General features: G+C 46.8%; 21 protein-coding genes and 2 pseudogenes. 12 read left to right on the forward strand and 11 right to left on the reverse strand.

What is annotated here, in order from left to right; genetic code table 11:
• Positions 1-12: 12 nt before the first annotated feature.
• The 3 genes and pseudogenes from RS881_RS58105 to RS881_RS61410 all read right to left on the reverse strand — a co-directional run.
• Positions 13-879: an ATP-binding protein gene (locus RS881_RS58105; RefSeq protein WP_315819086.1), complete on the reverse strand. Its 867-nt coding sequence runs from the start codon at positions 877-879 to the stop codon at positions 13-15.
• A gap of 267 nt (positions 880-1,146) precedes the next feature.
• Positions 1,147-2,682 (reverse strand): ligand-binding sensor domain-containing protein, encoded by a 1,536-nt coding sequence (locus RS881_RS58110; RefSeq protein WP_315819087.1) that lies wholly within the window; start codon positions 2,680-2,682, stop codon positions 1,147-1,149.
• Between the two features lie 263 nt (positions 2,683-2,945).
• A pseudogene (locus tag RS881_RS61410) lies at positions 2,946-3,086 on the reverse strand (hypothetical protein); the annotation flags it as partial.
• Between the two features lie 673 nt (positions 3,087-3,759).
• On the opposite strand from RS881_RS61410, the gene RS881_RS58115 reads away from it, so the two are divergent.
• The 8 genes from RS881_RS58115 (at position 3,760) to RS881_RS58150 (ending at position 8,534) form a co-directional block, all read left to right on the forward strand.
• The gene (locus RS881_RS58115; protein ID WP_315819088.1) at positions 3,760-4,140 is read left to right on the forward strand and encodes a hypothetical protein; all 381 of its coding nucleotides are present in this window, start codon (positions 3,760-3,762) and stop codon (positions 4,138-4,140) included.
• An 88-nt stretch (positions 4,141-4,228) separates the two neighbouring features.
• Complete coding sequence (locus RS881_RS58120) at positions 4,229-5,302, forward strand: hypothetical protein (RefSeq protein WP_315819089.1); 1,074 nt, start codon at positions 4,229-4,231, stop codon at positions 5,300-5,302.
• Positions 5,303-5,387: 85 nt separating this feature from the next.
• The gene (locus RS881_RS58125; RefSeq protein ID WP_315819090.1) at positions 5,388-5,813 is read left to right on the forward strand and encodes a hypothetical protein; all 426 of its coding nucleotides are present in this window, start codon (positions 5,388-5,390) and stop codon (positions 5,811-5,813) included.
• Positions 5,756-6,511: an MGH1-like glycoside hydrolase domain-containing protein gene (locus RS881_RS58130; RefSeq protein WP_315819091.1), complete on the forward strand. Its 756-nt coding sequence runs from the start codon at positions 5,756-5,758 to the stop codon at positions 6,509-6,511. The genes RS881_RS58125 and RS881_RS58130 overlap by 58 nt, the downstream gene beginning before the upstream one ends.
• A gap of 10 nt (positions 6,512-6,521) precedes the next feature.
• The gene (locus tag RS881_RS58135; RefSeq protein ID WP_315819092.1) at positions 6,522-7,049 is read left to right on the forward strand and encodes a nitrilase-related carbon-nitrogen hydrolase; all 528 of its coding nucleotides are present in this window, start codon (positions 6,522-6,524) and stop codon (positions 7,047-7,049) included.
• A complete protein-coding gene (locus tag RS881_RS58140) occupies positions 7,037-7,363 on the forward strand; it encodes a nitrilase-related carbon-nitrogen hydrolase (RefSeq protein ID WP_350340363.1) in 327 nt (108 codons plus the stop codon). Before RS881_RS58135 ends, RS881_RS58140 begins: the two co-directional genes overlap by 13 nt.
• Before the next feature lie 75 nt (positions 7,364-7,438).
• Complete coding sequence (locus RS881_RS58145; protein ID WP_315819093.1) at positions 7,439-7,921, forward strand: amidohydrolase family protein; 483 nt, start codon at positions 7,439-7,441, stop codon at positions 7,919-7,921.
• Positions 7,922-7,934: 13 nt separating this feature from the next.
• Positions 7,935-8,534, forward strand: coding sequence for an amidohydrolase family protein (locus tag RS881_RS58150; protein ID WP_315819094.1), 600 nt, complete (start codon positions 7,935-7,937; stop codon positions 8,532-8,534).
• On the opposite strand, the gene RS881_RS58155 is transcribed toward RS881_RS58150, so the two are convergent.
• The 8 genes and pseudogenes from RS881_RS58155 to RS881_RS58190 form a co-directional block, all read right to left on the reverse strand.
• Entirely contained in the window at positions 8,535-9,083 is a 549-nt protein-coding gene (locus RS881_RS58155) for a hypothetical protein (protein WP_315819095.1), read from the reverse strand.
• Positions 9,083-9,205, reverse strand: a complete 123-nt coding sequence (locus tag RS881_RS58160; protein ID WP_315819096.1) for a hypothetical protein — start codon at positions 9,203-9,205, stop codon at positions 9,083-9,085. The genes RS881_RS58155 and RS881_RS58160 overlap by 1 nt, the downstream gene beginning before the upstream one ends.
• A gap of 146 nt (positions 9,206-9,351) precedes the next feature.
• Complete coding sequence (locus tag RS881_RS58165) at positions 9,352-10,098, reverse strand: S41 family peptidase (protein WP_315819097.1); 747 nt, start codon at positions 10,096-10,098, stop codon at positions 9,352-9,354.
• A complete protein-coding gene (locus RS881_RS58170) occupies positions 10,053-10,859 on the reverse strand; it encodes a hypothetical protein (RefSeq protein ID WP_315819098.1) in 807 nt (268 codons plus the stop codon). Before RS881_RS58170 ends, RS881_RS58165 begins: the two co-directional genes overlap by 46 nt.
• A gap of 17 nt (positions 10,860-10,876) precedes the next feature.
• Positions 10,877-11,218, reverse strand: coding sequence for a thiamine-phosphate kinase (locus RS881_RS58175; RefSeq protein WP_315824972.1), 342 nt, complete (start codon positions 11,216-11,218; stop codon positions 10,877-10,879).
• Positions 11,219-11,483: 265 nt separating this feature from the next.
• The gene (locus RS881_RS58180) at positions 11,484-11,909 is read right to left on the reverse strand and encodes a thiamine-phosphate kinase (RefSeq protein WP_315819099.1); all 426 of its coding nucleotides are present in this window, start codon (positions 11,907-11,909) and stop codon (positions 11,484-11,486) included.
• A 20-nt stretch (positions 11,910-11,929) separates the two neighbouring features.
• Complete coding sequence (locus RS881_RS58185) at positions 11,930-12,061, reverse strand: inositol monophosphatase family protein (RefSeq protein WP_315819100.1); 132 nt, start codon at positions 12,059-12,061, stop codon at positions 11,930-11,932.
• Positions 12,061-12,704: pseudogene (locus tag RS881_RS58190) on the reverse strand (inositol monophosphatase family protein). The gene RS881_RS58185 and the pseudogene RS881_RS58190 overlap by 1 nt, the downstream one beginning before the upstream one ends.
• 154 nt (positions 12,705-12,858) lie before the next feature.
• Between RS881_RS58190 and RS881_RS58200 the strand changes: the two are divergent.
• The 4 genes from RS881_RS58200 (at position 12,859) to RS881_RS58215 (ending at position 15,308) form a co-directional block, all read left to right on the forward strand.
• On the forward strand, positions 12,859-13,146 hold the full coding sequence (locus RS881_RS58200; protein ID WP_315819103.1) for a hypothetical protein: 288 nt from the start codon (positions 12,859-12,861) through the stop codon (positions 13,144-13,146).
• Positions 13,116-14,165, forward strand: coding sequence for a type III secretion system chaperone family protein (locus RS881_RS58205; RefSeq protein WP_315819104.1), 1,050 nt, complete (start codon positions 13,116-13,118; stop codon positions 14,163-14,165). The genes RS881_RS58200 and RS881_RS58205 overlap by 31 nt, the downstream gene beginning before the upstream one ends.
• A 62-nt stretch (positions 14,166-14,227) precedes the next feature.
• Positions 14,228-14,488 carry a S1 family serine peptidase gene (locus RS881_RS58210; protein ID WP_315819105.1) on the forward strand — a complete coding sequence of 87 codons (261 nt, stop codon included), beginning with the start codon at positions 14,228-14,230 and terminating at the stop codon, positions 14,486-14,488.
• Between the two features lie 169 nt (positions 14,489-14,657).
• Complete coding sequence (locus RS881_RS58215) at positions 14,658-15,308, forward strand: type III secretion system chaperone family protein (protein ID WP_315819106.1); 651 nt, start codon at positions 14,658-14,660, stop codon at positions 15,306-15,308.
• Positions 15,309-15,342 lie beyond the last annotated feature (34 nt).

A 15,342-nucleotide genomic window follows, 5' to 3' on the forward strand; every position in this document is an offset into this window, starting at 1 on the left:
GCAATCACATAATTATGTCAAAGGCACATCCAGCAATACTTTGGTGCCGGAGCCGGGTTTGGAATCAATGGCCAGGCTGCCATTGAGTGATTGGGCCCTTTTTTTCATGTTGAAAAGGCCATTGCCGCTGTCCACATGATTAATATCAAATCCGATCCCATCATCCATGATCTTCATGATCAATCGTTCTTTCTGGATGGATATATCGATTACGGCATTTTTACATTGTGCATACTTGGCCAGGTTGTTCACTGCTTCTTTGAACAGGAGGAAGAAATCGCGCCGGGCCTCCATGTCCAGTTTCAGGTCCTGCACAGTTTCATCTACCCGGAAAGTGAAATCAATATTGCGGGCTTCCAGAACGCCGGTGGCAAACTCGCGCATACGGGCGGTGATGCGCTGCATACTATCGTTCATGGGATTGATGCTCCATACAATATCATCCATGGCTTCCATCATGCGGCTGCTGTTGTCGCTGATCTTACCCAGGTATTCACTGGTTTTGGCCGTGTCTTTCTCCACTTTCATTTTGGCCATTTCGCTCAGGATATTGATGGTGCTAAGGGTAGAGCCCATATCATCGTGCAAATCGCGGGCAATGCGGGTACGCACTTTTTCCATGCTTAGCAATTGGTTTACCCGCAGGCGATGGATAAAATAAATGAGAGCGGCCACCGCAATGACCACCAGGGAAAGAAACCACCAGGTTCGCCAGAATGGCGGCCGGATATAGATCTTAAGAGTAGTAATATTTTTTGATTCAACACCATCTGCATTTTCACACATGACTTTGAATGTATAATGACCCGGTGGCAGGGAGGTATAATTGGCAAATAATCCTTTATCCGGTCGTAGCCATTCTTTGTTGATACCCTCCAATTGATAGTAATAAACAATCTTATCTCGCTGTAAAAACTCAGTGCGGCAAATTCAATGGTAATGGAATTGTCGGTATGGCTCAGTTCTACCCTATCCAGTTTCATGATGGAATCGGGCGGCAGGTAAGCATTAAATAATTTAAAATCTGTGATGGTCACATCCAATGGTGGTACAGAGCTGGCCGCCTGCCTTGGCTGGAAGAATACAAAATTATGGGCATTGCCAAATACCAGTTGGCCATTGCTGAGGCGGATGCTGGCATTGTATTTAAAGTTGCCGTAAATGATACCATCTTTTGGGCAAACAGGGTAAATACCTTTCGTTTTGATTGTACCGGCAAATGCCATCGGCCAGCCCCACCCATAGATTGTTATCATTGTCCATTTCCAAACTGCTTGCGCTCATAGAAGGCAGGCCCTCATCGGTGGTAATGGGTTGTATGGTTCCCGCTTTTTGATTAAGCAGGTTGAGTGCACCAGAACAAATGAAAAACAAACTGTCATTGTACTGCAGTATATCACCGGCCATATCGGAATAGAGCGATTTGCCAGGGCCCCCTTTTGAATCGTAATGTGCCAGTATTTCACCGGTGCGGGGATCCATTTTATATACACCTTTCATATGGGTGCACAACCAAAGAAACCCCTCCTTATCCACCATCATTTTATAAACAATGGTATTGATGTTTTGCACCTGGCTAAAGCCCTGCATAAAATCCTTTCCATATCCTGCTGCCGGATCCCATTTAACGATATGGCCATATTGCGTGGCCAGCCAAATGGTGCCTTGTTTGTCCTCAGTTATTTGCCGGATGGTTCGTTGTCCAGCCAGGGGTAGTTTGTGAAAGGTGGATTGACGGGTAAGTGGATTGTACAAGATGAAACGTCCTTCCTGACAAGCTATCCACAAGCGGCCGGTTGATTTCTCTTCGTGCAGGTCCCATTGCATGGCATAATTATCATCACCCGCAGGGCTGCCTTTCAACATATCATTCTTTAATGGAAGAAAATTGCTATCACAAGTAATGGCGCCCAATCCCCAGGAAGCAATGATCAGCTCATTGTTATTCCTTTGTAAGAAAGCATTTACCTGCAAGTTCCTGTTGGCATTGCCGGGTAAAGAGCCCTGCAATACAATGCTGTTGAACATTTGCCGGGCCGGATTAAAAATGTATACCCCTTCGTCAGTGCCTATCCAGGTATTTTGTTCGCGGTCCTCATACATACAATACACCATATCGTACTTGATGTCATAGTCGTCCACATAATCATTGCGTATGTATTGGAACTTTTTGGTGAGGGTATCAAACTCCATGAGCAGGCGTTCGCCATAACTCCAGATGGCGCCATTGGATTGCTGGGTGAAGGCATGCAGCTCTTTATACACTGCTGGGTGCACCATCAAGCCCGCCGTATCACTGGTCATCCGGCCAGTAGCTTTATCAACGCAATAGAATTTTTCACTGGCTTTCGGGTTCCAGGTAGTTAGCCAAAACCGCAATTGACGGTCAATGAACATAACCGTTACCGGCTCTTTAAACAGGGGATTGTCGAGGATGGGCTGTTGGCTGGTATTATGTCCATAGTAACTTAATGATTTGGTGCGGAAGTCGTACTGGGCCAGTCCCGAATCGGCGCCCATCCAGTAATGGCCGGTTTGAGGATCTTCCAGCAGTTGCCCGATGCTCCAGCCCCTGGGTGTGCGGATGCGACTTTCGTCTTTGCTGAAGGTATTGGTTTTCCAATCGTAGGCCAGTATGCCGAGGCGGGTGATGATGAGGAAGATATTGCCTTTGCTGTCCATCCACAGGAAGTACTCAGCACGGGGCGGTATTTCGCCGCCGGTTTTGATGATGGCTTTTTATACCGGAAGGTAACCGGATCGAAGATGCCGACCTCCTGTTCCGTCCTCACCCAAAAATGGTGGTTGATATCAGCCGCTATTTGCTTGATGGGCGCGGCGGGCAGGTAATTCTTATCTCCGGCAGGTGGACGGAACATCACGATCTTTCGACCATCATAACGTTGAAGGCCATTGGCTGTGGCCAGCCACATAAAACCTTTCTGGTCCTGGAGAATACTGTGAACATGGTTGGAGGCGAGACCATCTTTTGAAGATAGCCTGGTAAAAACGTATTTGCGGTTTTGGGCCAGCAGGAAAGTTGGCAGGCAAACCAGCAAGATGCTATAGAACTTTATTCTGAACAAGCGGGGGTGTATGTATTACCAAAAGTAATTATCCCTTTTTCTTTTCAACATTTGTTTGGGCAAAACCACACAGATATGTGGTACCGCTAAGTGGTAGGACCTTGCCAAAAAAAGGGGATAAATGGAAGAAAGGGAGCAACCAATTGCGGCACTTGTTAAGATCTGTTAAAAAGCGAACAGGTGTTTGTACAGATTCTCACATCTTCATGCTATTGTTATGTGAACTAACAAATTGCACTTTTGCTATGTCATAATGATTGAGACAGGCAGTTCTGATTAACCGTACGATGAAAATAAATAGACAGCCATGAAAACGAATAAAAGCAATCATCAGCGGCCAATGGGTGAAGGATTAGTTGGTGATTGCTTTTAAAACCTTTAGTCATTAAACTTTTCCTATAAAAATGCTATAACACAGGCAAGCAAGGTGTGCGTTAGATGCTGTGCATTAGTTAAGGTGTCGGTAGAGGGTGGCCGACACCTTATTTTTTTGAATGGGTATACCCAAAACCAGCCTGCTGATGGCCGGGTTATCATAGATCAAAACATAAAATAGTAGTAGTATAAGCAGTAGTTTCGGATGGGCCTTTCCCAGGTGGAGGGGCCTTTTTGTTTTTTATACCTGTGTAAAGCTGTAAATTCACCATTATAAAGCCTTATCCTACAACGATGTTTGCCCGACTTATTGCAATGCGCTATTTTCATTATGGATTTGTTGAACGAAAACAAGATCATGACAACTGCCGAACATCAGCGATTAACCGTCAATACAACTAAAAAAATACCCCTTGAACAATGGGGCCCCTACCTCAGTGAACGCCAGTGGGGAACGGTACGTGAAGATTATAGTATGAACAGCGATGCCTGGAATTACTTCCCTTTTGATCATGCACATTGCCGTGCATACCGCTGGGGAGAAGATGGGCTGGCTGGCATATCCGACTTTTTCCAAAACCTTTGTTTTGGTATATCCCTCTGGAATGGAAAGGACTCGATACTCAAAGAGCGCCTTTTGGATTGGGTAACTATGAAGGCAATCACGGAGAGGATGTAAAAGAGTTGTATTATCACCTGGATAACCTGCCTACGCATTATTATATGCAGTACCTGTACAAGTACCCCCAGCAGGAGTTTCCTACAATATGTTGCGCGAAGAAAGCCGCAATCGTTCCCGCCAAGAGCCAGAATATGAAATACTGGATACGGGTATCTTTGAGCATGACCAATACTTTGATGTGCTGGTTACCTATGCCAAAGAGAATTCAAAAGACATCTTTATCAAGATCGATATCACCAACCGGTATTCCAAAGGGGCAGATATTACCTTGGCGCCCACCTTGTGGTTTTACAATCGCTGGGCTTACGACCAATCGGAAAAGAAACCGCATATTACCCGGCGCGACAAGACCTCGGTAAAAGCCACCCATGGCCGGCTGGGAGCCTATTACCTGTATTATATGCCTGCATCGGATAGCCTGATGACGGAAAATGAAACCAACCTTGAAATTGTATCAGGTCAACCCAATGCTACCCCCTTTACCAAAGATGCTTTTCACAAGGCAATCATTAAAGGGGAAGAGCTGACAGCACTGCGGCAACGCAAAACAGGAACTAAGTTTGCGCCGGTATATAAATACCATATTGAAGCGGGTGCTACGAAGACGACTTATCTACGGCTAAGCAGTAAAATTTTTGACAATCCCTTTGCTACGGGCTTTACCAATATTTTCAATTCGCGCAAGGGAGAAGCTGATGCTTTTTATGATGAAGTGCTGCACGCCACTACCGATCCGGAATGGAAGCGCATACAGCGTCAGGCCCTCTCGGGTATATTGTGGAGTAAACAATACTACCATTATGATGTAGAACGTTGGTTGACGACGAGCGATGGCATTACGGATGTGAACCCCGGTAAAATGCATGGCCGTAATGCGGACTGGAAGCACCTCAAAAACCAGGATATTATTTCGATGCCGGATAAATGGGAGTATCCCTGGTATGCGGCCTGGGACCTGGCTTTTCAATGTATTCCCCTGGCCATGGTAGACCCCTGTTTTGCCAAACACCAGTTGCTGCTCATCATGCGGGAATGGTATATGAAGCCGGATGGACAACTACCAGCTTATGAATGGAATTTTGGCGATGTGAACCCACCTGTACAAGCCTGGGCTGCCTTGCAGGTGTACCGGATAAAAAAACCGGACAGGAAAAGGTGATATTGCTTTTCTCAAACGCATATTCCAGAAACTCATCATCAATTTTACCTGGTGGATCAACCGTAAGGACTCCAATGGTAACAATATGTTTGAAGGGGGCTTTCTTGGACTGGATAATATTGGTGTATTCAACCGCAGTAGCGTACTGCCCGGTACCATGCAACTGGAGCAGGCCGATGGCACCAGCTGGATGGGCATGTATGCCCTCAATATGATGGACATGGCTATGGAAATAGCCATGAAAGATGAGGCGTTTGAAGATACTGCTACGAAGTTCTTTGAACATTTTGTATTGATCGCAGAGGCACTGAATGAACAGGGTATGTGGAATGCAGACGATAAATTCTTTTATGATACCCTGTCAATAGCAGGCTCGGCCCCATTACACCTGCGCGTATATTCAATCGTAGGGCTTACTTCCTTATTTGCTGTATCGGTGATCGAAAAAAGATATTGGATAAACTGGGCGATTTTAAAAAGCGGATCACCTGGTTTGAGAATTACCGCCTGAAGAATGGCCGGTTCTGGCCTAATGAAGAAAGGGCCGGGGGAGAGGAAATTCTCTTATCACTGGTGCCGCGTGAAAAACTGGTGCAGCTGCTGGAACGGCTACTGGATGAATCGCAGTTCTTGTCCGACTATGGTATCCGGGCTTTGTCGAAATACCATGAACAAAACCCCTATGAAGTGACGATCAATGGGGTGGATTATAAAGTGCAGTATGATCCGGGTGATTCTACGTCTGATTTCTTTGGCGGCAATTCCAACTGGCGCGGACCGGTGTGGATGCCTATCAACTATATCATTATCCAATCCATACGTCGCTTTGGTGAATTTTACGGCAATGACCTGCTGGTAGAATGTCCTGTAGGCTCGGGCAACCAAATGAACCTGGTCCAGGTGGCTGATGAATTGACCCTGCGCCTGATCAAATTATTTGATAAAGACGAAAATGGAAAGCGCCCTACTAATGGCAAAGAAAGTTGGTTTTATGAGCGACCAGGCAATGAACACCTCATTCTTTTCTATGAATATTTCCATGGGGATTCTGGAAGTGGCCTGGGGGCTAGTCACCAAACGGGTTGGACGGCCCTGGTAGCCAAGCTGGCGCATATTTTGTGCGACAAACAAAAACCCAACAGCAAAAAAGCACCGGAAGAAGTACAGGATGGTCATCCTGATACTGCTAAAGATACTTTTGCTGTATAACTTTACTGTTATGTCTACACTTACCATTACCACGATACAAACCCATTTGCACTGGGAGGATAAGGCCGCCAACCTGGCCATGCTGGAACAAAAGATCAATGGGTTGCAGCAAAAAACAGAAGTGGTGATCCTGCCCGAAATGTTTAGTACGGGTTTCAGCATGCAACCAGAATTACTGGGCGAAACGATGGAGGGTGAATCCGTGGCCTGGATGAAACGGGTAGCTGCACAAAAAAGGATCATTCTTACCGGCAGCCTCATCATTGAAGAAGAGGGACAATATTATAACCGCCTGGTATGGATGTTGCCCAATGGGCAGTTGGGTTATTACAACAAGCGCCATTTGTTTGCCTATGCAGGCGAACATGAGCATTATACGCCCGGTCATACACGCCTCATTGCTTCGGTGAAAGGTTGGCGCATCAACCTGCAGGTTTGTTATGACTTGCGCTTTCCGGTCTGGGCCAGGCAGGCTGCCCCAATAACGGAAGAAGATGCTGAAAAAATGAACCGGAATATGACCTGCTGGTATATGTAGCCAATTGGCCCGAAAGAAGGAACCATGCCTGGAAAACTTTACTACAGGCAAGGGCCATAGAGAACCAAACTTATGTTGTAGGTGTTAACCGGGTGGGGAAAGATGGAAAGGATATTTACCATAGCGGAGATAGTATGATCGTCGATCCCATGGGTGAGGTTTTATACACCAAAGCACATGAAGAAGATATCCATACAATTACCCTTCAAAAGAAAAGCTGGAAGAGATCAGGCATAAACTGCCCTTCCTGGAAGATGCTGATAATTTTATCATTCAGTCGTAAAAACAATTGTCAGGCTGTCCATCAGAGGTGACACCTTTTCCTTGCTTCGAGTACGAAAGGTGTCACCTCTTTTGGGAACCAACCGCTCGTAGCTCAATAAAAACCTATGTTCCTCGCTTATACCAATGCCCGAATCTTTACCGGTTACTCCACCGAAACCAATAAAGCGGTTTTGGTAAACAATAACCAGATCGTGGATATCCTGCCCGCCAGTGAAATTCCTTCGCACTATCAACAAAAAGACCTGGGCGGTTATAACCTGGCGCCTGCTTTTATTGACCTGCAGATCTATGGCGGTAATGGCAGGTTGTTTTCGCAGGAGATAACCCTGGCTGCGTTACATGCTACCTATGAATATTGTTTGGCAGGAGGCTGTACGCATTTTATGATCACCATGGCCACCAATACCATTGAGAAATTCCTGAAAGGGATGGACGTTGTGAGAAACTATTGGGAGCAGGGCGGAAAAGGATTGTTGGGCCTCCACCTGGAAGGGCCCTATATGAATCCCGTAAAACGGGGGCGCACCTGTTGGACTGCATTAAAAACCTACCCTGCAAGAGGTTTCATTATTACTGGAGCGGGGTAAGGACGTTTTTAAAATGATCACCCTGGCGCCCGAACAATGCGATCCAGCCATTATAGATCTGCTTTTACAACACCAGGTCATCGTATCAGCTGGTCATAGCAATGCTACTTATGTGCAGGCACGGGAAGCTTTTGACCTTGGCATTCCAACAGCTACACACCTGTACAATGCCATGTCGTCCTTACAGCACCGGGAACCCGGGCTGGTAGGAGCCATCTTCGATCACCCTGCTGTGATGAGCAGTATTGTTTGTGATGGGGTGCATGTAGATTATGCGGCGGTGCGGATTGCCAAAGCAGTGATGAAAGAAAGGTTGTTCTTTATTACCGATGCGGTAGCGGAAACCACTACGGGCGAATACCAGCACTTGTTTCAAGGCGACCGCTATGCATTGCCCGATGGCACCTTATCAGGCTCGGCCCTTAGTATGATGCAATGTGTAAAGAATGGCGTGGAGTACGCAGGTATTCCACTGGACGAAGCCTTGCGAATGGCGGCTACCTACCCTGCACAATTGGTACGCGACAGGAAAATGGGACTGCTGGCCAAAGGTTACGAAGCCAATATGGTAGTATTTGATGAAGCCCTGCAAGTACAGCAGGTGATCATTTAATTACTCCATTACGTTAGTTAGTTTTACTACCATGATGGCAATAATGGCGATCATGACCAGTAAAAAGGCCCAGCGGGAGCTTCTTGTTTTCTGGTCAATGTTCTTGCTGCGGCTCAGGTAAAAGAATGTCCAGCCCAGGAGGCACAAGCCGAGTATACCGGCCACACTTACCACAATTTTATTATCGGATGCAAATACAGCAACCATGGAGCCGGCTGCTGCCAGAGAAAGCAATGGCTTGAACTTTTGAATAACAGAAAGAGAGGCCGGCGGCGCTATCACTGGTTTTACCTGATTGAGCAGGGCTTCCAACTCTGCATAATTTTCCACTTGTACCGGAACAATAATGATATCGGCAGGGTCGGCGCCCATGATGGTGAACCCACCTTCCATGCTCTTAATGATTTGTTTTACCTCATGAAAGTAAATGGCGATCTCGGGTGTGTTGTGCATTTGCCGGGTGATCACATTGTCATTGATGGTAAGCGTATAGGTGGCGAATAATTTCTTTTGCCGGTTGACAGACCTGTATATGGAGAACGCCATCATTAGAATGATGAAGGGAATAAAAAAGGCAATATATTACTATCTCCTGCTTTGCCTGCTGAATTGACCTGGGCTATAACGATGCCGGCGATGGCTGCAATGACCATGGTCGGAATTACTCTCATCAGCATTTTTTCCTGACCTCGGCAAAGCCGTTGGGCTTGATCCTGTATTGTTGCATAGTGGTTGTAGGGCTCGTAATTGGGTATAAGTAATAGATCGCTCACGCAAAATACGAAAAGGAAAGAATTGAATACACTTCAGCGCTGTATTAATGGTTGGCCACACCCGCCTTTTGCATAATTAATTTACGCACGGTATCCACCTTGGGGTCAATGCCCTGCCGAATGGTTTCCACTGTGGGCGCCACTTCAATATCGGGGATAATGCCACGGCCTTCTTTTACCAGGTCCTTATTCATTACCAACCTGAAGCGGGGCAAGCGGAAGCGCAGTTTGGTATTGGGAAGCGTAACATCGGGTATCATCCAGGCAGAATTGCCATAAGCACCGCCCCCTGTTTCTTCACCAACGATCTTTACATTTTCCTGGCCTTTCAATACCCCGGCAAATAAAGTAGTAGCAGAAAATGAATTGCCTCCTGTTATGATATAGATATCACCATTAAAGTGATTTTCCTTCTTTGGCTTGAAATAATGCCGTTCAAAATAACCAAAGTGGTACAGGCCGTCCTTGTGCTTGCGCGTGATGGCTTGCATCATCAGCCAGTAAGCCGGCTGCCACTGAATGTATTTGGTATAATGGCTGGTTCGGCGTGGGGTATACAGCGAATCGGCCAGTTTGAACTTTTTATTGGCCAGGTAGCGGGTGAGTTTGGTAGAGATACCCGCATCACCACCGCCATTGGAACGTACATCAATGACCAGGTGTTGAATATGTCGTTTTTTCAATTCCCGGAATGAGCGCCGGAAGAATCCCCTCAACCTATTACCCCTGGCAAAAGTATTGACCGTCATATAGGCCGAGGAAAGGGAGGTATCAATTTGTACACTCCGCACAGCATTGAGCATGGGCGGTTGCGGCGCCTGGCGGGGCGGGCGACCGGCTGGCCGGCCAGTGGGAACACGGTTGGCCGTATCGGCCCGGGGTCATAAATGGGTATAACCGTTTCTCTTTCGGCCCCCGTTTCATCGCGGTAGGTAATCGTAAATTGATCGGTAAGTCCCAGCACATTGCGGTACAGGTTGCCAAAACTGCCCCTGTTACTGATCACCTGGTATTTACCCGTTTGGGTATACCCATCGCCTGAAATATAATTGAAGAAAGTATCTACCAGTTGTGCTGTATTCCATCCGTTAACCCCTGTTACAATGGTGCCGCGCTTTAATACTGCATCCTTGCGGTTAAGGTTGGTAATTACCGTCATCGAATCGGGCCATACCTTCAGGTGGAGGGGGAATACGGGGAGCCGGACAGTATCCAGGTAATCACTGTAGCTTTCGGAGAACTTAACCGTAGTATGGCCGCAGCGGATCTTACTGGTTACATAGGCCAGGACGTTCTTGAACTGCGGCTCGCTCATGGAGTCAGTGATACTGCGGTAACCCCTCTCAAAATAATAATCCATGCTGTCCTTGGGCGTAAACCAATACAGGCTGGGGTGCGACTCCTCCAAAATGCTGCGGAACAAGCGATAATCCCGTTGAAGTTGTGCGGACGTATATTTCTTATCCGGGTTAAATGGTTTCCGGGAAGAAGCACATCCTATGGAGAATATAGCTGCCAGGACCACTATAGAACCGGAAAACCATTTCCTCATGCAAAAACCGTTTAAACTCAGGTATTCTTAAATGCATTCCATCCCTGCGCCGTTATATTGTGCGTACCTCCACCCTTCGTAAGGATCTTGGCGCCCTCTTCGGCATCTGTCATATAACCAATCACACTGATCTGCTCATTAAGAACGAGTTTATCGTATTCAGATTGTGGCAGGGTAAACAGCAATTCATAATCCTCACCGCCGCTTAGGGCGCAGGCTGTAGGGTCAATCTCAAATTTAAAAGCGGCCCGGCGCATTTCTTCGGCAATGGGTATCTTTTCCTCATACAAACGGCAGCCCAGGTTGCTATCCTTACAAATGTGCAGGATCTCCGAGCTAAGGCCATCACTGATATCCATCAAAGAAGTAGGCCGGATATCATTTTGCGCAAAAACTCAATAATGTCCTTTCTGGCTTCTGGCTTCAACAGGCGACCAATTACGTAAGATTCCCCTTCCAGATCGGGCTGAATTTTCGGATTTTCCAGGTAGATCTGCTTTTCCCGCTCCAGGAACAGCAATCCTATATAAGCAGCGCCCAAATCTCCACTGCAACAAAGCAGGTCGCCCTTTTGGGCCGTGCTTCGCTTTACAAACGTATCGGGCGTTACTTCACCAATAGCAGTTACCGATATAATAAAACCTTTTGTGAGGAGCAGGTGTCGCCCCCGATCAGGTCTACCTCATATTTTTCACAGGCGGCATAAACGCCTTCATAAAACTCATCCAGCGCCTCCAGGCTAAACCGGTTGCTAAAACCCAGACTTACCGTGATCTGCGTAGGTGTGGCATTCATGGCATAGATATCACTCAGGTTCACTACCACGCTCTTGTAGCCCAAATGCTTCAGGGGTGTGTAGGCCAGGTCAAAATGCACCCCTTCTATCAACATATCGGTACTGATCACCGTTTGTTTGCCAAAATGGTCAATTACCGCTGCATCATCTCCTACCCCCAAAATGGAAGAGGCATTCTGCAGCTCAATATTTTTAGTCAGGTGCTCAATAAGCCCAAACTCTCCCAGGTCGTTTATTTCAGTCCTTTCACTCATGATGTGATGGCTTTTAGAATTTATACTTTATCGTTGATCCAGCGTAAGATATCATCGTGGATCTTTCCATTAGTGGCCACAATATGTGGTTGATAAGGGGAATAATGATCGCCTTTGAAGTCCGTCACTTTACCACCAGCCTCTTCCACCATCAAAAGCCTGCTGCACTATCCCAGGCCTGTAGTTTGTGTTCATAGAATCCGTCGAACCGGCCTGCCGCCACCCAGCAAAGGTCAATAGCTGCCGAACCCAACCGACGTACAGGAATGCCCTGGCGAATGAAACGGGAAAATACTTCCAGCGGTCCATTGGGTTGATTAATATAGGTATAAGGGAAACCCGTTACCAGGCAGGCCTTCATCAGATCGGGCTCGGCACTCACCTGTATGGGCTGACCATTCAGCGTAGCGCCTTGTCCGCGTTCGGCCAGGTAAAATTCTTTCATGAAAGGATTGTACACAGCACCCAGGATCATGGAGCCCGCTTTTTCAAGTCCGATGGAAATGCAACAGAGTGGAATACCATGCGCATAATTCACCGTACCGTCGATGGGGTCAATGATCCATTTGTATTCGCTGTCCATAACGATCTCTCCCACCTCTTCACTCACGATAAAATGATCGGGAAAATCTTTTTGATGATTTCCAGGATGGCCTTTTCAGAAGCATGGTCGGCTTCGGTGACCAGGTTGTTAACCCCTTCTTTATTGCTGATTTGCAGGTTCTTATTGTTGAAGTAGTGTTGTATCACCTGGGCGCCGGCCTCGGTGGCATTGATAAGCGTTTCTTTTAGCATCCCGCAAAGATAAGGGGGTTCAGACAGACAAATTTCCGCCTGGCGAATACAATAAACTAATTATCATCAGCGAATTGTGAATATGCCACGAAATTAAATACCTTCATTCGCTCAACCATATCCTGCCTGGCGGGACCGGTACAAACACTTACTTATGTTCGATAAACTTTTTGGCTGGGGTAAAAAGAAGGTGGAAGAACCCGCCATTCCCTTTGGACGCTATTCCGACAACAACAAGACGGTAGAAAAAGTAGACTTTTGGACGCAAGCCGATAACCTCTTCAAACAGCAACAGTACCCCGAAAGCGTAGAAGCGTTTTTGGTTACCTGCGGGATGAGGCTGAACAGAATGTGGTACTGGAGCGCAATGGCGCCGAAGGCCGCTTCCATTTATACCAGGGGTCGAAAATTGTGCGGGGAGAATTCAATAATGAACGCCTGATGGCCGAAGTTACCCTGGCCCGGATGGCCCAGCCCAGCGTACCCGTTATGCGCCGCCTGCTGGAAATGAATTTCGGTCTGTATTACAGCCGTTATGCATTGGATGGCGACCGCCTGTGCATGCGCTTCGACACCAATATCAAAGCAGCCAACCCCAATAAGCTCTACTATGGCTTGAAGGAGCTGGCTATCAAGGCCGATAAGTTGGATGACCTGCTGGTGCAGGAATTCACTTCCCTGCAAACCATTGATACGGAACACATCACCGAATTACCCGAGGCCGAAAAAGATGTGCGGTACAGGTTCTTCATGAAATGGATACAGGATACCATTGACTATACGGCCAGCCTGGACGCGGATAAGTTTGCAGGGGCTTTGTCATACATGTTGTTGAACCTGGCATTTCGCATCGACTACATGCTTTGTCCGGAAGGCAAACTGCAACTGGAGCTGGAAAAGGTGGTAGACATCTATTTCCGTAAGGACGAAAAGTCAACCAGCGAACGTAACCAGGGAATGATCGAGGCTTACCGTAAGTTATTGGCAAAACCCAAAGAAGAGGTATACCCTTATTTCTTCCGCTCCAAACATACCTTCTCTATTGTCACGCCACAAAATCATAAAGCCGTTATTGATGCACTCAATGCCGCTGCCAACAATATGATCTGGTACCGGGATAACCAATACCCGCTGGTTGCCAATACCATCCTGGAATATGGACTCTCATTCTGCCAATATTCTTACAGCCTGCCCAAGCCCCTTAGTGATCTTTTCCAATTGTTCATGCAAATAAACCATGCGGATTATTTTGAAGCATTGGGCTTTCCCTCCCGGTATTATGATGCTGCGGAGAATGAATTTGAGGTAGACCTTATCCGTGAGCGTATTGAGGAAATTGTGGCCGGTTGGAAAAACAAATTCACCAAACTGGATTTTAAGCTGAATAACCTGCGTTATGAATCACTGGTGAACTTCAATACCACTTTTAGTGCAGAAATTTCAGTACTCAACTTTGACTAACACTGGCAAAGCATTAACGCCTTTCAATAGGCGCAACCACTTTGTTTTGAAAAACAATATAAATGCCTACACAGGAAGTTATAGAACGGTTTCATCCTGCTATCATACAAATTGCTACCCAATCAGGTTCAGGCACCGGATTCTACTTACGGGAATATGACCTCATCGTAACGAATGACCATGTGGTGCAAGACAATCCCGAAGTGACCATTGCCGGTAAAACTTTTGATAAAGCATTGTCGAGAGTATGGTATACCGACCGCAAGCATGACCTGGCTTTTTGCAACCACCAACGGGTATTGAATTGCCCGCACTGCCGCTAGGTCATTATGAAACCCTTAAAGATGGTGATGAAGTAATTGCTATTGGTCACCCTTTTGGGTTGAACTATACCGCCACGCAAGGGGTTATTTCAAGGTAGACCGTATACGGGAAGGCCTAAAGTTTATACAGATCGATGCGGCCATTAATCCCGGTAACAGTGGTGGCCCATTGGTAAATGAAAAGGGAGAAGTGATTGGCGTAAATTCCTTCATTATCCGTGGTGGCGATAACCTGGGTTTTGCCCTGCCGGTGTATTACCTGCAGGCGGCGCTACAATTGTACGCACCTCATAAAGGAACACCCTCTACCCGTTGTCCCAGTTGCGATACCCTGGTATTACCTGATACCATTGATGCGGAGAAATACTGTCCGGCCTGTGGCACCGAAGTGAAGTTGCCTGAAATGCCTGAAAAAGAGGTGGAGCCCGTAGGCGTGGCCAAAACCATTGAGAATATTCTGAAAGAACTGGGCAAAGATGTAAAGCTGGCCCGGTCAGGCGCCAACCGCTGGGAAGTAAAAGAAGGAAGCGCTAAGATCAAGATCAGTTATAACCCGGAGAATTATTTTATTGCAGGCGATGCCTACCTCTGTCAACTGCCACCCGATGGTACCCGCATCAAACCTTTGTACCAGTTCCTATTGCAGGAGAACTACCGTGTAAACGGATTGGTATTAAGCTGCGCCAGTCAGAATATTATTTTATCCTGCACCATTTACGACCTGGATATTTCAAAGGAACTGGGCGCCGACATGTTCAATACACTTTTAAAAATGCCGATCATTATGATGACCTGCTCAAAACAGAATATGGCTGCGTAGACCGACTGGAAGAAGTATAACGATCCTGTAATAA

The organism is Paraflavitalea speifideaquila (assembly GCF_032395985.1).
GTDB classification, from domain to species: Bacteria; Bacteroidota; Bacteroidia; order Chitinophagales; family Chitinophagaceae; genus Paraflavitalea; species Paraflavitalea speifideaquila.